This is a genomic window from Streptomyces fradiae (assembly GCF_041270065.1).
In the GTDB taxonomy this organism is placed as follows: Bacteria; Actinomycetota; Actinomycetes; order Streptomycetales; family Streptomycetaceae; genus Streptomyces.
The window spans coordinates 1435132-1455205 of record NZ_CP065958.1; the positions used below are offsets into that span (position 1 = coordinate 1435132).

The 20074-nt window shown below is 73.6% G+C and carries 19 protein-coding genes; 7 read left to right on the forward strand and 12 right to left on the reverse strand.

All coding sequences use genetic code 11. The features are described 5' to 3' along the window. Positions 1-45 precede the first annotated feature (45 nt). The 5 genes from JAO84_RS06360 to infC all read right to left on the reverse strand — a co-directional run bounded on the left by JAO84_RS06360 (position 46) and on the right by infC (position 3995). Entirely contained in the window at positions 46-1365 is a 1320-nt protein-coding gene (locus JAO84_RS06360) for an ATP-binding protein (protein ID WP_370411197.1), read from the reverse strand. Between the two features lie 102 nt (positions 1366-1467). Beyond that, complete coding sequence (locus JAO84_RS06365; RefSeq protein WP_370411199.1) at positions 1468-2316, reverse strand: TrmH family RNA methyltransferase; 849 nt, start codon at positions 2314-2316, stop codon at positions 1468-1470. 123 nt (positions 2317-2439) lie between these two features. Further along, positions 2440-2826 carry a 50S ribosomal protein L20 gene (rplT, locus tag JAO84_RS06370; RefSeq protein WP_225799578.1) on the reverse strand — a complete coding sequence of 129 codons (387 nt, stop codon included), beginning with the start codon at positions 2824-2826 and terminating at the stop codon, positions 2440-2442. Positions 2827-2934: 108 nt separating this feature from the next. Next, entirely contained in the window at positions 2935-3129 is a 195-nt protein-coding gene (gene rpmI / locus JAO84_RS06375; protein WP_370411201.1) for a 50S ribosomal protein L35, read from the reverse strand. 125 nt (positions 3130-3254) lie between these two features. Further along, on the reverse strand, positions 3255-3995 hold the full coding sequence (infC, locus tag JAO84_RS06380; protein WP_265865678.1) for a translation initiation factor IF-3: 741 nt from the start codon (positions 3993-3995) through the stop codon (positions 3255-3257). Between the two features lie 272 nt (positions 3996-4267). On the opposite strand from infC, the gene JAO84_RS06385 reads away from it, so the two are divergent. Then, positions 4268-4645 (forward strand): DUF1844 domain-containing protein, encoded by a 378-nt coding sequence (locus JAO84_RS06385; RefSeq protein WP_370411203.1) that lies wholly within the window; start codon positions 4268-4270, stop codon positions 4643-4645. A 280-nt stretch (positions 4646-4925) separates the two neighbouring features. Here JAO84_RS06385 and JAO84_RS06390 read toward each other — a convergent pair whose 3' ends face one another. The 3 genes from JAO84_RS06390 to JAO84_RS06400 form a co-directional block, all read right to left on the reverse strand. Next, entirely contained in the window at positions 4926-5660 is a 735-nt protein-coding gene (locus tag JAO84_RS06390) for an SseB family protein (protein ID WP_370411205.1), read from the reverse strand. Positions 5661-5744: 84 nt separating this feature from the next. Further along, positions 5745-6920 (reverse strand): type VII secretion-associated serine protease mycosin, encoded by a 1176-nt coding sequence (mycP, locus tag JAO84_RS06395; RefSeq protein ID WP_370411207.1) that lies wholly within the window; start codon positions 6918-6920, stop codon positions 5745-5747. Then, positions 6917-8197 (reverse strand): hypothetical protein, encoded by a 1281-nt coding sequence (locus tag JAO84_RS06400; protein ID WP_370411209.1) that lies wholly within the window; start codon positions 8195-8197, stop codon positions 6917-6919. Before JAO84_RS06400 ends, mycP begins: the two co-directional genes overlap by 4 nt. A gap of 114 nt (positions 8198-8311) precedes the next feature. Between JAO84_RS06400 and JAO84_RS06405 the strand changes: the two genes are divergently transcribed. Continuing rightward, on the forward strand, positions 8312-9514 hold the full coding sequence (locus tag JAO84_RS06405) for an amino acid deaminase/aldolase (protein WP_370411211.1): 1203 nt from the start codon (positions 8312-8314) through the stop codon (positions 9512-9514). Between the two features lie 13 nt (positions 9515-9527). On the opposite strand, the gene JAO84_RS06410 is transcribed toward JAO84_RS06405, so the two are convergent. From JAO84_RS06410 to JAO84_RS06420, 3 genes are read right to left on the reverse strand one after another with little or no spacing between them, the layout of a single operon-like run. Beyond that, on the reverse strand, positions 9528-10319 hold the full coding sequence (locus JAO84_RS06410) for a 3-oxoacyl-ACP reductase (protein WP_265865483.1): 792 nt from the start codon (positions 10317-10319) through the stop codon (positions 9528-9530). A 6-nt stretch (positions 10320-10325) separates the two neighbouring features. Then, on the reverse strand, positions 10326-11693 hold the full coding sequence (locus JAO84_RS06415; protein ID WP_370411212.1) for an aldehyde dehydrogenase: 1368 nt from the start codon (positions 11691-11693) through the stop codon (positions 10326-10328). Positions 11694-11704: 11 nt separating this feature from the next. Further along, entirely contained in the window at positions 11705-13069 is a 1365-nt protein-coding gene (locus JAO84_RS06420) for a glutamine synthetase family protein (RefSeq protein ID WP_265865484.1), read from the reverse strand. A gap of 78 nt (positions 13070-13147) precedes the next feature. Here JAO84_RS06420 and JAO84_RS06425 point away from each other — a divergent pair, with 78 nt between their 5' ends. The 3 genes from JAO84_RS06425 (at position 13148) to JAO84_RS06435 (ending at position 16171) form a co-directional block, all read left to right on the forward strand. Then, a complete protein-coding gene (locus tag JAO84_RS06425; protein WP_370411215.1) occupies positions 13148-13876 on the forward strand; it encodes a FadR/GntR family transcriptional regulator in 729 nt (242 codons plus the stop codon). Positions 13877-14006: 130 nt separating this feature from the next. Further along, entirely contained in the window at positions 14007-15449 is a 1443-nt protein-coding gene (gene eat, locus JAO84_RS06430) for an ethanolamine permease (RefSeq protein WP_370411217.1), read from the forward strand. Between the two features lie 35 nt (positions 15450-15484). After that, a complete protein-coding gene (locus JAO84_RS06435) occupies positions 15485-16171 on the forward strand; it encodes a gamma-glutamyl-gamma-aminobutyrate hydrolase family protein (protein WP_370411219.1) in 687 nt (228 codons plus the stop codon). Here JAO84_RS06435 and JAO84_RS06440 read toward each other — a convergent pair. Next, entirely contained in the window at positions 16161-17582 is a 1422-nt protein-coding gene (locus JAO84_RS06440; protein ID WP_370411221.1) for a cytosine permease, read from the reverse strand. The two genes, JAO84_RS06435 and JAO84_RS06440, sit on opposite strands and share 11 nt — an antisense overlap. 70 nt (positions 17583-17652) lie before the next feature. Here JAO84_RS06440 and JAO84_RS06445 point away from each other — a divergent pair, with 70 nt between their 5' ends. Beyond that, positions 17653-18315 (forward strand): TetR/AcrR family transcriptional regulator, encoded by a 663-nt coding sequence (locus tag JAO84_RS06445; protein WP_370411223.1) that lies wholly within the window; start codon positions 17653-17655, stop codon positions 18313-18315. A 44-nt stretch (positions 18316-18359) separates the two neighbouring features. Beyond that, positions 18360-19976: an amidohydrolase gene (locus tag JAO84_RS06450; protein WP_370411225.1), complete on the forward strand. Its 1617-nt coding sequence runs from the start codon at positions 18360-18362 to the stop codon at positions 19974-19976. The last annotated feature ends 98 nt before the right edge of the window (positions 19977-20074 follow it).

The following is a 20074-nucleotide window of genomic DNA, read 5'->3' on the forward strand; positions in this document are numbered from 1 at the left end:
GGGCCGGACGGCTCCTGAGTCGGGACGGTCTCGCTGGGTGAGACGTCAGAGGAGGTGTGCCGGGGTGCCGACGGGCAGGATAAATCGGAACTCGGCCCCGCCACGGGGACCGCGTCCGACGGTGATCGTCCCGCCGTGGGCCTCGACGACGCCCTTGACGATGTAGAGGCCGAGCCCGGTGCCGCCGCGCTTGCTGCCCCGCCAGAAGCGGGTGAAGACACGGCCCATCGACTCCTCGGGGATGCCGGGGCCCTCGTCGCTCACGGTGACCTCCGTCCCCTTCTCTCCGTCGCTGGTGGCCGTGGTGGGTGCCACCTCGATGGTGACGGTTCCCTCGCCGTGGCGCACCGCATTTTCCAGCAGGTTGCCGAGGATCTGGTCGATCTTGTCGGGGTCGGCCCACAGCTCGGGCAGGCCGGGCCGCACCCGTACGAAGAAGCGGTCCGGGGACTGACCGCCGGTGACGTACGCGTGGACGTGCCGGCCGACGGCCGCCGCGATGTCCACGGTCTGCCGGCGCACCTCCAGACGCCCGGAGTCGATCCGGGAGATGTCCAGGAGCTCGGCGATCAGGCGCTTGATCCGGCCGGCGTCGGCGTCGACGGTCTCCAGCATCAGCCGCTTCTGGTCGTCCGTGAACCGCTCCCACTTGTCGAGCAGGGTGGCGGTGAAGCCCTTCACGGAGGTCAGCGGCGAGCGCAGCTCGTGCGCGACGGTCGCGATCAGCTCGGCGTGGCTGCGCTCGGTGCGCCGCCGGGCCTCGGTGCCGCGCAGGGAGACGACGACCCGGCGCACGGGGCCGCCGGGGTGCGCGCGGACATAGCGGGCGGAGACGAGGACCTCCCGCCCGCCGGGCAGCAGCAGGTTCCGCTCGGGCTGCCCCCGCCGGGTGTCCAGGCCCCCGTACGGGTCGGTCAGGGGCCACCAGCGGCTGCCCTTGAGGTCCTCCAGGGGCAGCGCCTCGTCCAGCGGCCGGCCGAGCGCACCGGCGGGCGGCACGGCGGTGATCCGGCCGGCGGCGGCGTTGAAGCAGATGATCCGCCCGGTCTCGTCGGCGACGACGAGCCCGTCGGGCAGGTCGTCGGGGTCGAGCCCGAGATCGGGGCCGGGGCCGGGTCCGGGGGCCGCGCCCGGGCTCTGGTCCGTACGGGATCCGGATCCCTGGTCCGTACGGGTCGGGGTGCCCGGATTCCGGTACGAGGCGGGGGCCGGGGTGCCGGCCTCGGGTGCGGGGCGCGGCTCGGGGACGGCCGGGGACGGTTCAAGGACGGCCGGGGGCGCGGCGGGGTCGGGCGCGGGCGGGGGTTCGGGCGCGTGCGGCGCGGCGCTCCGTGCCTGTGCGGGACTGCCCGTGCCGACCGTCATCCCCGTAATCCCACCCCTCCGTGTACCGCAGTGGGCCCCGAGAGCGTCACCCTACTAGGCGAAAGGCCGTCAGGTGGAGTGGTGGCGTGGCGGATTGGGGTGTCAGCCGGTGGTGCGAGGGGTGCGGGTGCGCTGGGCGCGCGCCGAGGCGTAGAGGCACACGGCGGCGGCGGTCGCCAGGTTGAGGCTCTCGGCCTTGCCGTGGATCGGGACGCGGACGACGGCGTCGGCGAGCGCCCGGGTCTCCTCCGGGAGTCCCCAGGCCTCGTTGCCGAAGACCCAGGCGGTCGGGCCGCCCATGGTGCCGGCGTCCAGCTCGGCGTCCAGGTCGTCCTCGCCGGCCCCGTCGGCGGCGAGGATCCGCACGCCGGCGTCCTTGAGGCCGGCGACGGCCTGCTCGACCGGGACGCCGACGGCGACCGGGAGGTGGAAGAGGGAGCCGACGGAGGCGCGCACGGACTTCGGGTTGTAGAGGTCCACGGACGCGTCGGTGAGGATCACCGCGTCGGCGCCGGCGGCGTCGGCGCAGCGCAGCACGGTGCCGGCGTTCCCGGGGTCGCGGACGTGCGCGAGGACGGCGACCAGCTTGGGCCGGGCGGCGAGGATGTCCTCGAACGGCGAGTCGAGGAAGCGGCAGACGCCGACGAGGCCCTGCGGGGTGACGGTCTGCGAGACCTCGGCGAGGACGGCGTCGGAGGCGAGGTGCACGCGGGCGCCGGAGGCGCGGGCGGCGTCGACGATCGGCGCGTAGCGCTCGGCGGCCTCGACGGTGGAGAAGAGCTCGACGAGGGTGGGCTCTCCGGAGGCACCGCGGTGCTCGACGGCCTCGCGGACGGCCTGCGGGCCCTCGGCGATGAAGAGGCGGTCCTTGCCCCGGAAATTGCGCTTGGCGAGCCTCCGGGCGGCGACGACGCGCGGCGAACGCGGGGAGATCAGCTCGGGGGTGGACATGTGCCTGCGGCTCTCTGACTCGTCGGACGGAAGCGGAAGCGAACGGTGGAGGGGGCGGTCAACGCGCCGGACCCGCAGGCGCGAGGCCTGCGGGTCCGGGCAGAAGTACTGCGGCCTGGAAGATCAGGCGGCGGCCTTCGGGGCGTTGACGTCGGCCGGGAGGGCCTTCTGCGCGACCTCGACCAGCGCGGCGAACGCGTTGGAGTCGTTGACGGCCAGCTCGGCGAGGATCTTGCGGTCCACCTCGATGTTGGCGGCCTTCAGACCCTGGATGAGGCGGTTGTACGTCATGCCGTTCAGGCGGGCAGCGGCGTTGATGCGCTGGATCCACAGCTGACGGAAGTCGCCCTTGCGCTTCTTGCGGTCGTTGTAGTTGTAGACCAGCGAGTGGGTGACCTGCTCCTTGGCCTTGCGGTACAGGCGCGAACGCTGACCGCGGTAGCCGGAGGCCTGCTCGAGGATCGCCCGGCGCTTCTTGTGGGCGTTGACTGCCCGCTTGACGCGTGCCACTTCTTTACTCCTTGTAGCGGGGCCGTGGTGTCTTCACACGACCCGGAAATCGGATGGGTCCCGGTCTGTGCCGGATGCCCTCGTCAGTGCCGAGGGCGGGAGATCAGATCAGATGCCCAGCAACTTCTTGATCTTGGCGGCGTCACCCGGGGCCATCTCCGCGTTGCCGGTGAGGCGACGGGTCAGCTTGGACGACTTGTGCTCGAGCAGGTGGCGCTTGCCGGCGCGCTCCCGCAGGATCTTGCCGGAGCCGGTGACCTTGAAGCGCTTCTTGGCACCGGAGTGCGTCTTGTTCTTCGGCATGGCGCCGTTCTCTCCTCGTCAGTGGCGCTCCCCCCGGTGCGGGCACCGGGCATCCGGGAGCGTCAATTCTTCGTGTGGTGGTTCCGGGCGGAGCCCCGGGGCTGCCGGGTGGCAGCCCCTCGGGATCACGCCTCGGCGTTCTCGGCCGACGTGTCGGCCGAAGCCTCCTCGGCCGGGGCCTCCGCGGCGGCGGGCGCCTCGGACGAACCGCCCTGGCGCTCGGCCTTGCGCGCGGCCTGGGCCTCGCGGGCCTCGGCCATGGCCTCGGTCTTCTTCTTGTGAGGACCGAGAACCATGATCATGTTCCGGCCGTCCTGCTTCGGGTTGGACTCGATGAAGCCAAGCTCCTGAACGTCCTCCGCGAGGCGCTGCAGCAGTCGGTAACCGAGCTCGGGCCGGGACTGCTCACGACCACGGAACATGATCGTGATCTTGACCTTGTCGCCCTGCTTGAGGAACCGGACGACGTGACCCTTCTTGGTGTCATAGTCGTGCGGGTCGATCTTCGGCCGGAGCTTCATCTCCTTGATGACCGTGTGCGCCTGGTTCTTGCGCGCCTCACGGGCCTTCATGGCCGACTCGTACTTGAACTTCCCGTAGTCCATGAGCTTGCACACGGGCGGACGGGCGTTCGCCGCGACCTCAACCAGATCGAGGTCGTACTCCTGCGCGAGCTCCAGGGCCTTGGCAAGGGGGACGATGCCCACCTGCTCGCCGCTGGGGCCGACAAGACGCACCTCGGGAACGCGAATCCGCTCGTTGATGCGGGGCTCGGCGCTGATGGATCCTCCTCGGTTGCACCACGCGACCGCCTGGCGGACGGGCACGTCACGGTAGAACTGTCGAGACCAACCGATCCGGTGCATGAAAAATGCCCCGGGACGGGACACAGGCGGGGCTCCAAAGAAACCGGAGCACCGACGCGAAGCCATCGCGGGGCGCACATCGGGCGGCTCCATCGTCCGTACGGAACGATGGGCGCCACCTGACCGGTGACCCGCCGCCCCGGAGAGCGGCCAGGTGGGAGATCGGAGCCTCCACTTGTGGGCCGGACACGCAGGTGTCCAGCCGGTCGTCACACAAGGTTAGCAGGACCCGGCGGTCGGCGCGAACCGCGCGCCCCCTTAGGGTTGGGGGCATGAGCGAGACGCCCCAGAACGAGTCCCCGGAATCCGCCGAGACCCCCGACTTCGCAGCCATGACCCGCGACATCGCGGAGGTGCCGGCGGTCGAGGTGATCGTCACGGTCGCCGTCAACCTGATGAGCGCCGCGGCGGTGAAGCTCGGGCTCACCGAGGAGGGCGACGAGCACAAGGACCTCGACGAGGCCCGCAAACTGATCCACGCCCTCGCGGGCCTGCTCGACGCCGGCGTCACGGAGATCTCCTCCTTCCACGCCGCCCCGCTCCGCGACGGCCTGAAGTCCCTCCAGCTCGCCTTCCGCGAGGCCTCCTTCGTCCCGGACGAGCCGGGCCAGGGCCCGGGCGAGAAGTACACGGGGCCGGTTTACGGCTAGGCCGGGCCCGCAGGGCCGCGGGGGTACGGGGGTCGTCCCCCGGGAGAAGGCAGCCACGGGGCCGGTGTACGGCTAGGCCGGGAAGGGGCCGGGCGCGCTGCCTGGCCCATAGGGCCGCGGGGGTACGGGGGTCGTCCCCCGGGAGAAGGCAGCCACGGGGCCGGTGTACGGCTAGGCCCGGAAGGGGCCGGGCGCGCGGCCTGGCCCCTAGGGCCGCAGGCAGCGCCACCGGTACGGGTACGGGTCCCAGGGCTGCCGCCCCCGCACCCGTACCCCCCGATCAGTCGCGTACGTAGAAGGGCTCGCCCGGAGGCGTGGCCGTGGCCGGCAGGAGGGCCAGGTCGAGGCCGTGGACCAGGCGGGCCCTCAGGGTTTCGTCGGCGGCGAGGGCGCGGGCCACGCGCTGGGCGGCCTCCGCCGGGGGCGCGTCCTCGGACAGGACGAGGGCGAGGGTGCCGTCGGCGGTGCCGGGGCCCAGGTGGGCGCGGAGGACGGCGGGCTCGGCGGCGACGGCGGCGCGGACCGCGTCCCGTACCGCGGGGTCGTCCAGGGGGTCGGTGCTGGTGCGGCCCTCGGCGAGGGCGAGCAGTGCGGAGCCGGCCACCTGGTACGGCACCGGGCCCGCCATGTCCAGGACCAGCGTGTCGGCCTTCTCGTGGACGAGCGCGGCGAGCGCCTGGTGCAGCGGGACGGCGACGGGCCGGGCGGCCGGGTCCCAGAGGGCCAGCGAGGCGATCGAGGTGAACGCGGGCAGCGCCCGCCGGTCCCCCGCGGTCAGCGTCGGCACGGCCATGTCGCTGGTCTTCTCCTGCTTGAGCCCCGTCTCGGGGTCCACCTCGACCTCTCCGAGAACGGCGACGACGGGGACGAGCAGCCGGGCGCCGCGCAGCGCCTCCAGGACCGGCCCGTGGGCCGTTCTGTCCTCCGCCCAGGCCGCGAGGGCCGCGGCGAGCGCCGGGTCGGCGGTGCCGTCGTCGTCGGAGAAACCGGGGTCGGGGATGTTCTTGAGCGCCACGTGCCGAGCCTAACCGCCGCCCGCGGGACCGGCGGACCCGGGCCGAACGGCCCCCGTGAGCGACCGGCCGTGAGCGACCCTCCGTCAGCGCCGCGCGCCCCGCCACAGCACGGCCGCCGCGGCGAGCAGCAGCACGCCGGCGCCGCCCGCCAGCGGGGCGAGCAGGCCGACGGGGTGGGACTCCTCGGGGACGGGCTGCGGCCCGGGGCCGAAGTAGCGGCCGGTGAAGCCGGCGACGGCGGCCTTGGGGTCGGCGCCCTTCAGCTTCTTCCCGGCCTCGATCGCGGCGGCCGGGTCGACCGTGCCGTACCCCTTGTCGTCGCTGCGCCCGCCCTTGGGGCGGCTGCGGGCGGTGTCGACGAGCAGCCGCTGGATCTGCGCGGGCGTCAGGTCGGGGTGGGCGGCCCGGACGAGGGCGACGGCGCCGGAGACGAAGGCGGCGGCCGCGCTGGTGCCCCAGCCCTCGTAGTAGCGGCGGTCGGGGTCGGCGATGACGATGTCGACGCCGGGGGCGCTGACCGTGGCGTACCAGCGGCTGGTGGAGAAGGAGGCGTGGGTGCCGTAGCGGTCCACGGCGGCGACGGCGATGACGCCCGGGTAGGCGGCGGGGTACGAGATGTGGTCGCCCTTCTCGCCGCCGTTGCCGGCGGAGGCGACGACGGAGACGCCCTTGCCGAGGGCGTACTGCACGGCGGCGTCCTCGCCCGCGTCGGGGTGGGCGGACTCGGAGTCGTCGCCGAGGGAGAGGTTGATGACGTCGGCGCCGTGGTCTGCGGCCCAGCGGATGCCCTCGGCGAGCGCGGTGCCGCGGGTCTTGCGGGCCTTGTCGCGGGCCTTGTCGGTGCCTTCGAGGATGACCCGGACGGGCAGGATCTTGACCTTGGGCGCGATGCCGAGGACGCCGTCCTGGCCGCCGGGGCCGTGGCCGTGCCCGGCGATGATCCCGGCCATCGCGGTGCCGTGCCGGGCCCAGGCGCGGTCGCCGCGCTCGGCGCCGAAGCCGACCAGGTCGGTGCCGGGCAGCACGGAGCCGGCCAGGTCGGGGTGGGTGGCGTCGACGCCGGTGTCGAGGACGGCGACGGTGATGCCGGTGCCGCGGGTGGTCTGCCAGGCCTTGCCGGTGTGCAGGGCCTCCAGGCCCCACTGGCGGGCGCGGATGGTGTCGGCGTACGCGGGCGTGGCCGTCGCCGGGAGCACGGTGAAGGCGGCGGCGAGCAGCGCGGAGACGGCGGCGGCGGTACGGCGCGGGCGCGGGGTCACCCCTGGTCCTCCCGGTCGAGGGTGGCGGCGACGGTTCCGCGCAGGGCGCGTTCGACGGCGTCGGCGACGCCCTTGGCCTCGTGGCCGAGGCCGGCCTGGGCCACGGGGGTGTCCCGCTTGCCGGACATGGCCCGGTCGGCGGGCTCGGGCACGGCGACGGCGCGGCCGTCGGCGAAGCCGGAGACGGCGGTGACGACGACGGGCAGGTCGGGCAGGATGTGCCGCCACCAGCTGCCGCGCTGCGCGGCGCCGAAGCCGGCGGCGACGGTGCCGGGGGCGGCGAGCGCGGGCCCGGGTTCGTCGACGGCGCGGGAGCCGAGGGTGCGCATGGTGGCGGGGTCGGCCCCGGTGAAGACCAGGGCGACGGTGATGACGCGGGAGGACGTGGCGTCGGTGTAGGTGGCTCGCAGCACGCGTTCGCAGCCGACGGCGGTGAGCGCGGTGTTCAGGGCGCCGGGCAGGCTGGTGGGGCCGCAGGGCGCGTCGGGGGCGACGACGATCCGGGTCCAGGTGCGGGTGGCGCCGCCGGGTCCGGCGGAGGGTCCGGCGAGGGTCTGCGGGAAGAGGGTGTCGACGGGGGCGTCGTGCCAGAGGGCGCGGGCCTCTTCGTAGCCGCGCGGTTCGGCGGGCTCGCCCGCGCCGCTGCCGGCGAGCACCGCGCCGGCCAGGGCGCCGCCGACGAGTCCGAGGGCGAGCACGCCGCACACGGCGGCGGCCACGGTGCGGCGCGGGTCGCGGTCCCGGATGGGCCGCAGCCGGGTGGTGGTCTCGGCGGGCGCCTCGCCGCCGAGGGCCCAGGGGTCGTACGCGTACGGGGGCATGGGGGCCGGGCGCGGGGCGTGCGCGGGGGCCGCCGGACTCGGGGCGGAGGCTTCTGCGTATGTGTGGGGCGTGCGGGAACCGGGGACCGGTCGCGAGGCGGGCTCCGGGGCGCGGCCGGGCACGGGTGCCTGGGGCAGGCGTGGGCCCGGGCCGTGGGCGGCGCCGGACGGTGCGGCGGCGCGGTGGTCCCGTACCGGGCGGAGCCGGGTCGTCGTCTCCACCGGGGTCTCGGCCGGTGCTCCCGGCACCCCGGGTGCGGCGGGCGCCGGGCGCTCCGGCGGGAGCGGCTGGGAGACGGAGCGGGGGCGGGCCGGGGCGGGCCGGGGCGGCGTCTTCGGCTCGGGGGCGGCGGCACTCCGGCCCGGGGCCTTGGCCGCGGGCACCGCGGAACCGGGCTCCGGGGGCAGGAGGGCTTCGGTGATGCGGGACACGGGGCGCTGCGGCTCGGTCGTCATCCCCGTCCCCCTGGTCGTTCCGCGAAAGCAATGGGCGTCACTCTACGGGCTGTTCCGGGTGGTGCGGGAACGCAGGGGCTACCCACGCGTAAACCCGTCTGGCAAGCTCGGCCCATGACTCCCCGTGCCGCCGACCGTGCCCGGTACGACCGGGCCACCGCCCATCTCGACGCGCCTGTCGCCCTTGTCGATCTGGAGGCCTTCGACGCCAACGCCGACGATCTGGTCCGCCGGGCCGGCGGGAAGCCGATCCGGGTCGCGAGCAAGTCGGTCCGGTGCCGGGCGCTGCTCGAGCGGGTGCTCGCCCGGGAGGGTTTCGCGGGCGTGATGTCGTTCACGCTGGCGGAGTCCCTGTGGCTGGCGCGGGCCGGGTTCGAGGACGTGCTGCTCGCCTATCCGTCGGCCGACCGGGCCGGGTTCGCGGAGCTCGCGGGGGACGCGAAGCTGGCGGCCGCGGTGACCGTGATGGTGGACGACGTGGCCCAGCTCGATCTGATCGAGGCCTCGCGTGCGGGCGGGACCGAGGAGGTGCGGGTCTGTCTGGAGCTGGACACCGCGCTGCGTCTGCTCGGCGGGCGGGTACGGGTCGGGGCCCGGCGCTCGCCGCTGCGCGAGCCCGCCCAGCTGGCCGAGCTGGCCCGCTCGGTGGTGCGCCGGCCCGGCTTCCGGCTGGTCGGGATCATGGCGTACGAGGGGCATGTGGCGGGTGTCGGCGACGCGGTCGCGGGCCGGCCGCTGCGCTCGCGGGCGATCCGGCTGATGCAGTCGGCGGCCCGCAAGGAGTTGGCGGCCCGCCGGGCCGCGGTGGTGCGGGCGGTGCGCGCGGTGGCGCCGGACCTGGAGTTCGTGAACGGCGGCGGCACCGGCAGTGTGCAGCACACGGCGGCCGAGGACGCGGTGACGGAGATCGCGGCGGGCTCGGGGCTCTATGTGCCGCGCCTCTTCGACAACTACACCTCGTTCACCGGCCGGCCGGCGGCGCTGTTCGCGCAGCCGGTGGTGCGCCGGCCCGGTGTGGGTGTGGTGACGGTGCTCGGCGGCGGCTATCCCGCGTCGGGTGTCGCGGGCCCGGACCGGCTCCCCGTCCCGTACCTCCCGGAGGGTCTGCGCTACGACCCGCAGGAGGGTCCGGGCGAGGTGCAGACGCCGCTGCTCGGCTCCCCGGCCGACGACCTGCGCATCGGCGACAAGGTGTGGTTCCGCCATGCGAAGGCCGGCGAGCTGTGCGAGCGCTTCGACACGCTGCACCTGGTGGACGGCGACCGGGTGACGGCCGCCGTCCCGACGTACCGGGGCGAGGGGCAGACCTTCCTCTGACCCGGAGTGCCGACTAGAGCGGGGTCACGTACGCGCCGGAGATGCCGCCGTCGACGAGGAAGTCGGTGGCGTTGATGAACGAGGAGTCGTCGCTCGCGAGGAAGGCGACCGCGGCGGCGATCTCCTCGGCCTCGGCGAAGCGGCCGACCGGGATGTGCACCAGGCGGCGCGCGGCCCGCTCGGGGTCCTTGGCGAAGAGCTCCTGGAGCAGCGGCGTGTTGACCGGCCCCGGGCAGAGCGCGTTGACCCGGATGCCCTCGCGGGCGAACTGCACGCCGAGCTCGCGGGACATGGCGAGCACGCCGCCCTTGGAGGCGGTGTAGGAGATCTGGCTGGTGGCCGCGCCCATGATGGCGACGAAGGACGCGGTGTTGATGATGGAGCCCCGGCCCTGGCGCCGCATGTACGGCAGGGCGGCCTTGCAGCACAGGTAGACCGAGGTGAGGTTGACGTCCTGGACGCGCTTCCAGGCCTCCAGACCGGTCTCCAGGATGGAGTCGTCGTCGGGCGGGGAGATGCCGGCGTTGTTGAAGGCGATGTCGACGGAGCCGTAGGTGTCGAAGGCGACCTTGAAGAGGTTCTCGACCTCCTCCGGGTCGGTGACGTCGACCTTCACGAAGGTGCCGCCCACCTCTTCGGCGGCGGCCTTGCCGGCCCGCTCGTCGATGTCGCCGCAGACCACGTGGGCGCCCTCGGAGGCGAGCCGGCGGGCGGTGGCGAGGCCGATGCCGCTGCCGGCGCCGGTGATGACGGCGGTGCGGCCCACGAGCCGGCGACAGATGATCTCTTCGGTGGTGTCGGTCATGGATGCTCAGGCCTCCGTGCTGATGAAGACGTTCTTGGTTTCGGTGAAGGCTGTCAGGGCGTCGGGGCCCAGTTCGCGGCCGAGGCCGGACTGGCCGAAGCCGCCGAAGGGGGTCCAGTAGCGGACGCTGGAGTGGGAGTTGACGGAGAGGTTGCCGGCCCGGACGGCGCGGGAGGCGCGCAGCGCGCGTCCGACGTCGCGGGTCCAGATGGAGCCGGACAGTCCGTACGGGGTGGCGTTGGCGAGCCGGATCGCGTCGGCCTCGTCCTCGAAGGGCAGGACGACGGCGACGGGTCCGAAGACCTCCTCGACGGCGCAGGGCGCGTCCTCGGGCAGGCCGGTGAGGACGGTGGGCGGGAACCAGAAGCCGGGGCCCTCGGGGGCCTTGCCGCGGATGCCGGGCAGCGTGTCGGGCACGTACGAGCGGACCCGCTCCAGCTGGGCGCGGGAGATGAGCGGGCCCATCTGGGTGCGCTCGTCGAGGGGGTCGCCGACGACGATCTCCTGGATCGCCGGGGTGAGGAGCTCCAGGAAGCGGTCGTACACACTGCGCTGCACCAGGATCCGGGTGCGGGCGCAGCAGTCCTGGCCGCTGTTGTCGAGGAAGGACATCGGTGTGGCGGCCGCCGCGGCTGCCAGGTCGGCGTCGGCGAAGACGATGTTGGGGCTCTTGCCGCCGAGTTCGAGGGTGACCCGCTTCACCTGGTCCGCGGCCCTCGCCATGATGCCCTTGCCGACCCGGGTGGAGCCGGTGAAGACGATCTTGGCGACGCCGGGGTGGTCGACGAGGGCGGTGCCGGCCACCGGGCCCTCGCCGGGGAGCACCTGGAAGAGGCCTTCCGGCAGTCCGGCCTCCAGGGCGAGTTCGGCGAGCCGGAGCGCGGTCAGCGGGGTGGTCTCGGCGGGCTTGAGGAGGACGGCGTTGCCGGCGGCGAGGGCCGGGGCGGTGGCCCAGGCGGCGATCGGCATCGGGAAGTTCCAGGGCGCGATGACGCCGATCACACCGAGGGGTTCGAGGATGGTGATGTCGAGTCCGCCGGGGACGGGGATCTGGCGCCCGTTGAGGCGTTCCACTCCCCCGGCGGCGTAGTCGAGGAGATCGCGGACGTTGCCGGCCTCCCAGCGGGCGTTGCCGAGGGTGTGGCCGGCCTCGCGGACCTCCAGGAGGGCGAGTTCCTCGGCGTGGGCGTCGACGACGGCGGCGAAGCGGCGCAGGATCCGGGCCCGGTCGGCGGGCGCGGCGGCGGCCCAGGACGTCTGGGCGGCCGTGGCCCGTACGACGGCGGCGTCGACGTCGGCCGCGGTGGCGGCCGGGACGGTGGCGATGACCTCCTCGGTCGCCGGGTTCAGTACCTGGAGCTCGGTGCGTTCCAAGGGGGTGGTCCTCACATGCGTTCGAAGGAGCGGCGCAGTTCCCAGTCGGTGACGGCGGCGTCGTACGCGTCGAGCTCGACGCGCGCCATGTTGCGGTAGTGGGCGACGACCTCGGCGCCGAAGGCGGCCTTGGCGATCTCGCTGTTCTCCCAGAGCTCGGCGGCCTCGCGCAGGGTGGTGGGGACGTGCGCGTAGTCGGCGGCGTAGGCGTTGCCGGTGCAGGCGGGCGGGAGTTCGAGGCCCTGCTCGATGCCGTACAGGCCGGCGGCGACGAGTCCGGCGACGGCGAGGTAGGGGTTGACGTCGCCGCCGGGGAGGCGGTTCTCGAAGCGGGTGGAGCGGCCGTGGCCGACGGTGCGCAGGGCGCAGGTGCGGTTGTCGCGGCCCCAGGCGACGGCGGTGGGGGCGAAGGAGCCGGGCTGGAAGCGCTTGTACGAGTTGATGTTGGGCGCGTAGAGGAGGGAGAAGTCCCGGAGCGCGGCCAGCTGCCCCGCGAGGAAGTGCCGCATGACGTCGGACATGCCGTCCGGCCCGTCGCCGGCCATCACGTTCACGCCGTCGGCGTTCTGCAGCGACAGGTGGATGTGGCAGGAGTTGCCCTCGCGCTCGTTGTACTTCGCCATGAAGGTGAGCGAGCAGCCCTCCTGGGCGGCGATCTCCTTGGCGCCGGTCTTGTAGACGGCGTGCTGGTCGCAGGTGACGAGCGCCTCGGCGTACTTGAAGGCGATCTCGTGCTGGCCGGGGTTGCACTCGCCCTTGGCGGACTCGACGGTGAGGCCGGCGCCGGCCATCTCGTTGCGGATGCGGCGCAGCAGCGGCTCGATCCGGCCGGTGCCGAGGACCGAGTAGTCGATGTTGTACTGGTTCGCGGGGGTCAGGCCCCGGTAGCCGGCGTCCCAGGCCTGCTCGTAGGTGTCCCGGAAGACGATGAACTCGAGCTCGGTGCCGACGTGGGCGGTGTAGCCGTGGGCGGCGAGGCGGTCGAGCTGGCGGCGCAGGATCTGGCGCGGGGCCGCGACGACGGGGGTGCCGTCCTCCCAGGCGAGGTCGGCGGTCACCATGGCGGTGGCCTCGTTCCAGGGGAGGCGGCGCAGGGTGGAGAGGTCGGGGCGCATGGCGAAGTCGCCGTAGCCGCGGTCCCAGGAGGACATCTCGTAGCCGTCGACGGTGTTCATCTCGGTGTCGACGGCCAGAAGATAGTTGCAGCCCTCGGTGCCGTGGTCGAGCACCTCGTCGAGGAAGAACGGTGCGGCGAACCGCTTGCCCTGGAGTCTGCCCTGCATGTCGGGGAAGGCCAGGACGACGGTGTCGATCTCGCCGCTCGCGACGAGCGAGCGGAGCTCGTCGACGGAGAGCGGGGGTGTGCGGTCTGCCACGGGAATACTCCTCCTTCGGCCTGCCGGGAGCCATAAGGTATTGCGAAGAACCATTGCTTGGGAAGGGGAAACGGCGAGGTGGCCAGTACGAGTGAATCGGCGGACCGGTTGACGCCCGTGCTGCGCCCGGTGCGCGCGGGCAACGGGTTCGAGGAGGCCCTGGAGCAGATCCTGCAGGTGGTGCGGCTCGGCCTGGTGCCGGGCGGGGAGCGGCTTCCGGCCGAGCGGGAGCTCGCCGACCGGATGGGGATCAGCCGGGTCACCCTGCGGGAGGTCCTGAAGGTGCTGCAGGAGCAGGGCCTGGTGGAGAGCCGGCGCGGGCGGTACGGCGGCACGTTCGTGCTCCAGCGCCCGCAGACCGCCGACGAGGCCGAATTGCGGCGCCGGATCGCGGCCGTCGACGTGGAGGACACGCTGCGCTTCCGCGAGGTCCTGGAGACCGGCGCGGCCGGCCTCTGCGCCGCCCACGGCCTGGCCCCGGAGGGCGCGGAGCGGCTGCGGGCGGCGCTCGCGGCGACCCATGACGCGCCGCTCGGCGACTACCGGCGGCAGGACACCCTGCTCCACCTCACGCTCGCCGAGCTGTCCGGCTCGCCGACCCTGACGGCGCAGTACGCGGCGGTCCGGGCGACCGTCAACGACCTGCTCGACTGCATCCCGCTGCTCGTACGCAATCTGGAGCACTCGCAGCACCAGCACGAGGCGCTGGTGGAGGCGGTCCTGGAGGGTGACGCGGACGCGGCGCGCGAGGTGATGCGGGAGCACTGCGCGGGCACGGCGGCGCTGCTGCGCGGCTTCCTGACGTGACGGGGCCGGAGCCCGGGCCGGGCCCGCGCGCGTAACCGGAAAGTAACGCACGGGACTTGCGCTCTCCGCCCGACGGCCGCAAAGGTATGGCACCAATCCATTGGGCTCGTTGCGGGGAGCTGACGCTGCCATGACGCTGGAAGACACCACCGGGAGCACCACTCAAGCGAAGGACGACTATCTGGAGCGGCGCACCCTGCGCCGCGGCAGCGCGGGCTGGCTGCTCCTGACCGGGCTCGGCGTCGCGTACGTCGTCTCCGGCGACTTCTCCGGCTGGAACATCGGCCTGTCCAAGGGCGGCTTCGGCGGGCTCGCCGTCGCGACGGTCCTGATGGGCGCGATGTACGCCTGTCTGGTCTTCTCGCTCGCCGAGCTGTCCGCGATCCTGCCCACCGCGGGCGGCGGCTACGGCTTCGCCCGGCGCGCGCTCGGCACCTGGGGCGGCTTCCTCACCGGCACCGCGATCCTCATCGAGTACGTCCTCGCGCCCGCCGCGATCTCCATCTTCATCGGCGACTACGTGGAGTCCCTCGGCCTGTTCGGCCTGGAGTCGGGCTGGCCGGTCTATCTGGTCTGCTTCGCGCTCTTCATCGGCATCCACCTCTGGGGCGTCGGCGAGGCGCTGCGTTTCAGCCTGATCGTCACCGCGATCGCGGTGGCCGCGCTGCTGGTCTTCGCACTCGGCGCGCTCAGCGACTTCCATGTCTCCGGCCTGAACGACATCCCCGTCGACAAGACGGCGACCGGCTCGAACTCCTGGCTGCCGTTCGGGCTGCTCGGCATCTGGGCCGCGTTCCCCTTCGGCATGTGGTTCTTCCTGGGCGTCGAGGGCGTGCCGCTGGCCGCCGAGGAGGCCAAGGACCCGGTGCGGTCGATGCCGCGGGCCCTCTCCCTCTCCATGGGCATCCTCGTGCTCCTCGCCGTGGTGACCTTCTTCGCGGCGACCGGGGCGCGCGGCGCGGCCGCCGTCCAGGAGGCGGGCAATCCGCTGGTGGTGGCGCTGCAGGGGGACGGGGAGCCGACGACGCTCAGCCGCTTCGTGAACTACGCGGGTCTCGCGGGCCTGGTGGCCTCCTTCTTCTCGCTCATCTACGCGGGCTCGCGCCAGCTGTTCGCGCTGTCCCGGGCCGGCTATCTGCCCCGCTTCCTGTCGCTCACCAGCCGCCGCAAGTCGCCGTACCTGGGTCTGCTGATCCCGGGCGCGATCGGCTTCGCGCTCGCCGCGGGCACCGGCAACGGCGCCCGGATGCTGAACATCGCGGTCTTCGGCGCCACCATCTCGTACGCCCTGATGGCGCTGTCCCACATCGTGCTGCGCCGCCGCGAGCCCGGCCTCGCCCGCCCGTACCGCACCCCGGGCGGCGTGCTGACCTCCTCGGTCGCCCTCGTCCTCGCCCTCTCGGCGCTGGTGGCGACCTTCCTGGTGGACAAGGACGCGGCCTTCATCGCCCTCGCGGTGTACGTGATCGCGCTCGCCTACTTCGCGTTCTACAGTCGCCACCACCTGGTGGCGAAGGCGCCCGAGGAGGAGTTCGCGGCGCTCGCCGCGGCCGAGGCGGAACTCGAACGCTGACCCCGGTCCCGTACCCCGCAACGGAGGAGAACCCCGTGCCCAAGCCGCTCATCGGTGTGACGACCTATCTGAACCAGGCCCAGTGGGGGGTGTGGGACCTGCCGGCGGCGCTGCTGCCGGCCGCGTACCCGCGCCTCGTGCAGGCGAGCGGCGGGCTCGCGGTGCTGCTGCCGCCGGACGACCCTTCGGCCGCGGCCGAGGCCGTGGCCCGGCTCGACGGGCTGGTGGTCGCGGGGGGTGCGGACGTCGAGCCGGTACGGTACGGGGCCGAGCCCGACACCCGCACCGGCCCGCCGGCCCGGGACCGGGACTCCTGGGAGCTGGCCCTGATCGACGCGGCCCTCGCCGCCGGCACTCCGCTGCTCGGCATCTGCCGGGGCATGCAGCTGCTCAACGTGGCGCTCGGCGGCACTCTGGTCCAGCACCTCGACGGGCACACGGAGGCGGTCGGCGTGATGGGCCGCCACCCGGTGAGCCCGGTCCCGGGCACCCGCTACGCGGCCACGGTCCCGGAGCGGGCCGAGGTCCCCACGTACCACCACCAGTGCGTCGACGTCCTCGGCAAGAACCTGCTCGCCTCGGCCCACGCCGACGACGGCACGGTCGAGGCGATCGAACTCCCCTCCCCCGCCTGGGCGCTCGGCGTCCAGTGGCACCCGGAGATGGGCGAGGACCTGCGGGTGATGCGGGCCCTCGTGGCGGCGGCGTCCGTCAGGCGCTGACCCGTCCGCGCATCAGCAGGGCGTAGAGGACTCCGGAAAGGACCATGCCGACGGGCAGGGCGAGGTCGACGCCGCCGAGGGCTGCGGCGATCGGCCCGGTGTAGGCGGTGTCGACGCACAGCGCCGCCACCGCTCCCCCGCCGAGCACCGCGACGGCCCCGGCCAGGTTGAAGCCCCTGGCGAACCAGAAGCGGCTGCCGGGGTTCTCGTCCATGAGCGCGGCGCCGTCGTAGCGGTTGCGGCGCAGCAGGATGTCGACGGCGTACACGGTCATGGCCGGGCCGAGCAGCACGACGGTCAGCTGGAGCACATTGCTCACGGTGTCCAGGAAGTTGGAGACGAGCAGCGCGTACAGCGTGAGGGCGACGGCGACCGTGCCGTCCACGAGGACGCTGCGGGAGCGGCGGATCCTCAATCCCACGGCCTGCAGGGCGAGGCCCGCGCTGTACGCGGTCATCGCGTTGATGGCGATGGTGCCGACCACGAGGGCCAGCAGGAACACCGGCGCGAACCAGCCCGGCAGCAGGGCCTGCAGGGCGGTCTGCGGGTCGGTCATGTCGACGACGGTGGCGGCGAGCGCACCGAGCGCGCAGACCACGACGCTGGGCACGAAGCCGCCGAGCGCGGTCCAGCCGATGACCGCCTTCGCCGAGGTGGTGCTGGGCAGATAGCGCGAGAAGTCGGCGCTGGTGGTGTACGAGAGCGGGCCGGCCGCGATCAGGGTGACGCCGCCGATCACCGTGGCCCACAGCTCCGTTCCGCCGAGCGGCGCGTCCGGGACGTAACCGAAGTCGGCCTTGAGCAGCACCGCGTAGGCGACGACGCCGAAGGCCGCGGTCAGGGCGATGGTGATGGGCAGGTAGAGCCGCACGATCAGCCCGTGCCCGTACACACCGATCGTCAGAGTGAGGCCCGCAATCGCAAGAACGACACCGATCTTCACCGGCGTGGAGGCGGCGATCCCGGCCTTCTCCACCAGGGCGAACGCGGCGCCGGCCGCCGCCGCGAGATTGAGCGCGAAGTAGCAGACGGAGATCATCCAGCCGGTCACGGCGTTGTTCACGCGGTTGCCGCGCACGCCGTACATGGCCCGGGTGATCACCTCGCTGGGCGCGCCCGCCGCGGGGCCGGAGATCGCGAGCACGCCGGTGAGCAGCCAGAACAGGTTGCCGATCACGATCACCACGAGCGCCTGGGCGAGGCTGAGGCCCATCAGGACGAGGGCCCCGCCGATCACCAGGCTGAGGTAGTTGACGTTGGCGGCGGCCCAGATCGAGAAGAGCTCGCGCGGATGCCCGTACCGCTCCTCCTCGGGGATGTGGTCGATCCCGTGGGATTCGATCCGCGTGGGCCGGTCGCTGTCCGGCGCGGTGGAAGACCGGGTGGTCCGGGCGGGGGTGCTGGAAGCCATACGGCCCTCCGGGGAGCGGGTCGTGCACACCTGGTTGCTTATTGGTCGCACACTCAATAGCATCGCCCCCATGCCGTCAAGCGTCCCGCGCAAACGCGTTCGCAAGTCCCCCGAGGCCCGCCGGACCGAGATCGTCGAGTCGGCCGCCGCCGTCGCCCTCACCGAAGGCCTGGAGTGCGTGACCCTGCGCCGCATCGCCGAGGAACTCGACGTCCGGCCCGGGCTCATCAGCCACTACTTCCCGTCTGCGGAGAACCTGGTGGCCGAGGCCTTCGGCACCGCCGCCACCGGCGAACTCGACGCCCTCCTGCCGGCCGACCGGCCCGACGGCACGCCCACCCAGTACATCGCGCGCTACTTCGCGCTCTCCCGGGGCAGCGCCTACGACGACATCAGCCGCCTCTGGATCAACGCCCGCCACCTCAGCCGCTACCGCCCCCTCCTTCGCGACCAGGTCCTCGAGCAGGAACGGGCCAACGACCGGCGCCTCGAAGGCCTCCTCCGCGAGGGCGTGGAGCGCGGCGAATTCACCACGCCCGACCCGCATCTGACGGCGATCCAGATCCTGGTCGTCGTCGACGGCCTCGGCGCCCATGCCAACACCGACCGCGGCAACCGCCCCGAGGCGGTGCTGCGGATGGCCGTGACCACCGCCGAACGCGAACTCGGCCTGGAGCCCGGCCTGCTCGACCGCATCGCCGCCCAACTGCCGCCCACCCTCGCCCCTCACTAGGGCGTGCCCCCAGGCCACGCCATATCTCTCTCCCAGGAGCCCGTGTGCGTACCCGTCTCGTCCTGTCCTCCGCCCGGCTGCTCGACCCCGGCAGCGGCACCTTCCTGCCGGAGACCGCGCTCGCCGTGTCCGAGACCGGCCGGATCGCCGCGCTCGGCGACGACCGGGAGATCCGCGCGCTCGCCGGCCCGGACACCGAGGTCATCGACCTGGGCGGCGCCGTGCTCACCGCCGGACTCGTCGACGGACACCTCCACCCGGTCACCGGCGCCGAACTCACCCACGGCCTCGACCTGTCCCGCTGCACCGGCCTCGACGAGGTCCGCACGGCCCTCGCCGGCGCGGTACGCGAACTCGGGCGCGGCGACTGGCTGTTCGGCTGGGGCCTCGACCCGAACGTGTTCGGCGACGAGCCCGTCGGCATCGCCCCCTTCGACACCGTCCTCGCCGACGCGCCCGCCTTCCTCCTGCTCTTCGACGCGCACTCGGCCCTCGCCAGCCGCCGCGCCCTCGAACTGGCCGGCGTCGACGGCCCCCGCACCTTCGACCAGGCCTCCGCCGAGGTCGTCTGCGACGCCCACGGAAGGCCGACCGGGCTGCTCCAGGAGGACGCGGCCTGCGAGCTCGTCGAACGCGTCGCGCCCCGCCCCACCCGTACCGAGCAGCGCGAACGCCTCGCCGCCGCCCTGCGCGCCATGGCCGCGGCCGGCCTCACCGGCGGCCACGTCATGGACGCCAACGGCGACAGCCTCGCCCTCCTCGCCGAACTCGACGAGGCCGGCGAACTCCCCCTCCGCCTCCGCGTCGCCCCCTGGTGCCAGCCCGGCACCGACGCCGACGGGGTGCGCGCGCTGATCGAGCAGCAGGGCACCGGCGGTGCGCTGTGGCGGGTGAACGGCGTCAAACTCTTCATGGACGGCACCATCGACAACGGCACGGCGTGGCTGGAACGCCCCGACTGCCACGGGGAGTCGACCCACGCGTTCTGGCCGGACCCCGCCGCCTACACCCACATCATCGGCGAGCTGCACCGGGCCGGCGTGCCCACCGCCACCCACGCGATCGGCGACGCGGCGGTACGGCACGCCCTCGACGCGGTCGAGCAGGCCGGGCGGGGCGTCCGGCACCGCATCGAGCACATCGAGACGGTCCCGGACGACACCCTGCCCCGGTTCGCCGAGCTGGGCGTCCTCGCCTCGATGCAGCCGACCCACTGCTGCGACTTCACCCGCGCCGACCACACCGACAACTGGTCCCGCCGCCTCGGCGAGGAGCGCGCCGCCCGCGCCTGGCGCTGCCGCGACCTGTGGGACTCCGGCGCCACCGTCGCCCTCGGCTCCGACTGGCCGATCGCCCCCTTCCCGCCCCTCGGCGTCATGGCCGGCGCCCGCCACCGCCGCCCCACCCACGACCTCACCCAGCCCCCGCACAACCCCACCCAGGCCCTCACCCCCCTGGAGGCCCTGCGCGCCATGACCGTCAACCCGGCGTTCGCCGCGTCCGAGGAACACGAGGCGGGCCGGATCGCGGTGGGCCACCGGGCGGACCTGACGGTGCTGGGCGCGGACCCGCTGTCGACGCCGTCGACGGAGCTTGCGGACGTTCCCGTCGTCCTCACGACGGTGGACGGGCGGGTGACGCACCGGAGCGAGACCGTCTGAGAACGGGCCCGCAGCCACATCCCGGGGTGAGCGGGGACCGTGCAGGAGGGCGCGTTCGGGACGTAAAGCGTGATTTGTGGCGCGGGATGAGGCGCGTT

What these genes read in the sequence shown, in the direction of transcription:
- JAO84_RS06360 (WP_370411197.1), bottom strand. Translation starts at nt 1,365, where the DNA reads ATGACGGTCGGCACGGGCAGTCCCGCACAGGCACGGAGCGCCGCGCCG.
- JAO84_RS06365 (WP_370411199.1), bottom strand. Translation starts at nt 2,316, where the DNA reads ATGTCCACCCCCGAGCTGATCTCCCCGCGTTCGCCGCGCGTCGTCGCC.
- rpmI (WP_370411201.1), bottom strand. Translation starts at nt 3,129, where the DNA reads ATGCCGAAGAACAAGACGCACTCCGGTGCCAAGAAGCGCTTCAAGGTC.
- infC (WP_265865678.1), bottom strand. Translation starts at nt 3,995, where the DNA reads ATGCACCGGATCGGTTGGTCTCGACAGTTCTACCGTGACGTGCCCGTC.
- JAO84_RS06385 (WP_370411203.1), top strand. Translation starts at nt 4,268, where the DNA reads ATGAGCGAGACGCCCCAGAACGAGTCCCCGGAATCCGCCGAGACCCCC.
- JAO84_RS06400 (WP_370411209.1), bottom strand. Translation starts at nt 8,197, where the DNA reads ATGACGACCGAGCCGCAGCGCCCCGTGTCCCGCATCACCGAAGCCCTC.
- JAO84_RS06405 (WP_370411211.1), top strand. Translation starts at nt 8,312, where the DNA reads ATGACTCCCCGTGCCGCCGACCGTGCCCGGTACGACCGGGCCACCGCC.
- JAO84_RS06410 (WP_265865483.1), bottom strand. Translation starts at nt 10,319, where the DNA reads ATGACCGACACCACCGAAGAGATCATCTGTCGCCGGCTCGTGGGCCGC.
- eat (WP_370411217.1), top strand. Translation starts at nt 14,007, where the DNA reads ATGACGCTGGAAGACACCACCGGGAGCACCACTCAAGCGAAGGACGAC.
- JAO84_RS06440 (WP_370411221.1), bottom strand. Translation starts at nt 17,582, where the DNA reads ATGGCTTCCAGCACCCCCGCCCGGACCACCCGGTCTTCCACCGCGCCG.
- JAO84_RS06445 (WP_370411223.1), top strand. Translation starts at nt 17,653, where the DNA reads ATGCCGTCAAGCGTCCCGCGCAAACGCGTTCGCAAGTCCCCCGAGGCC.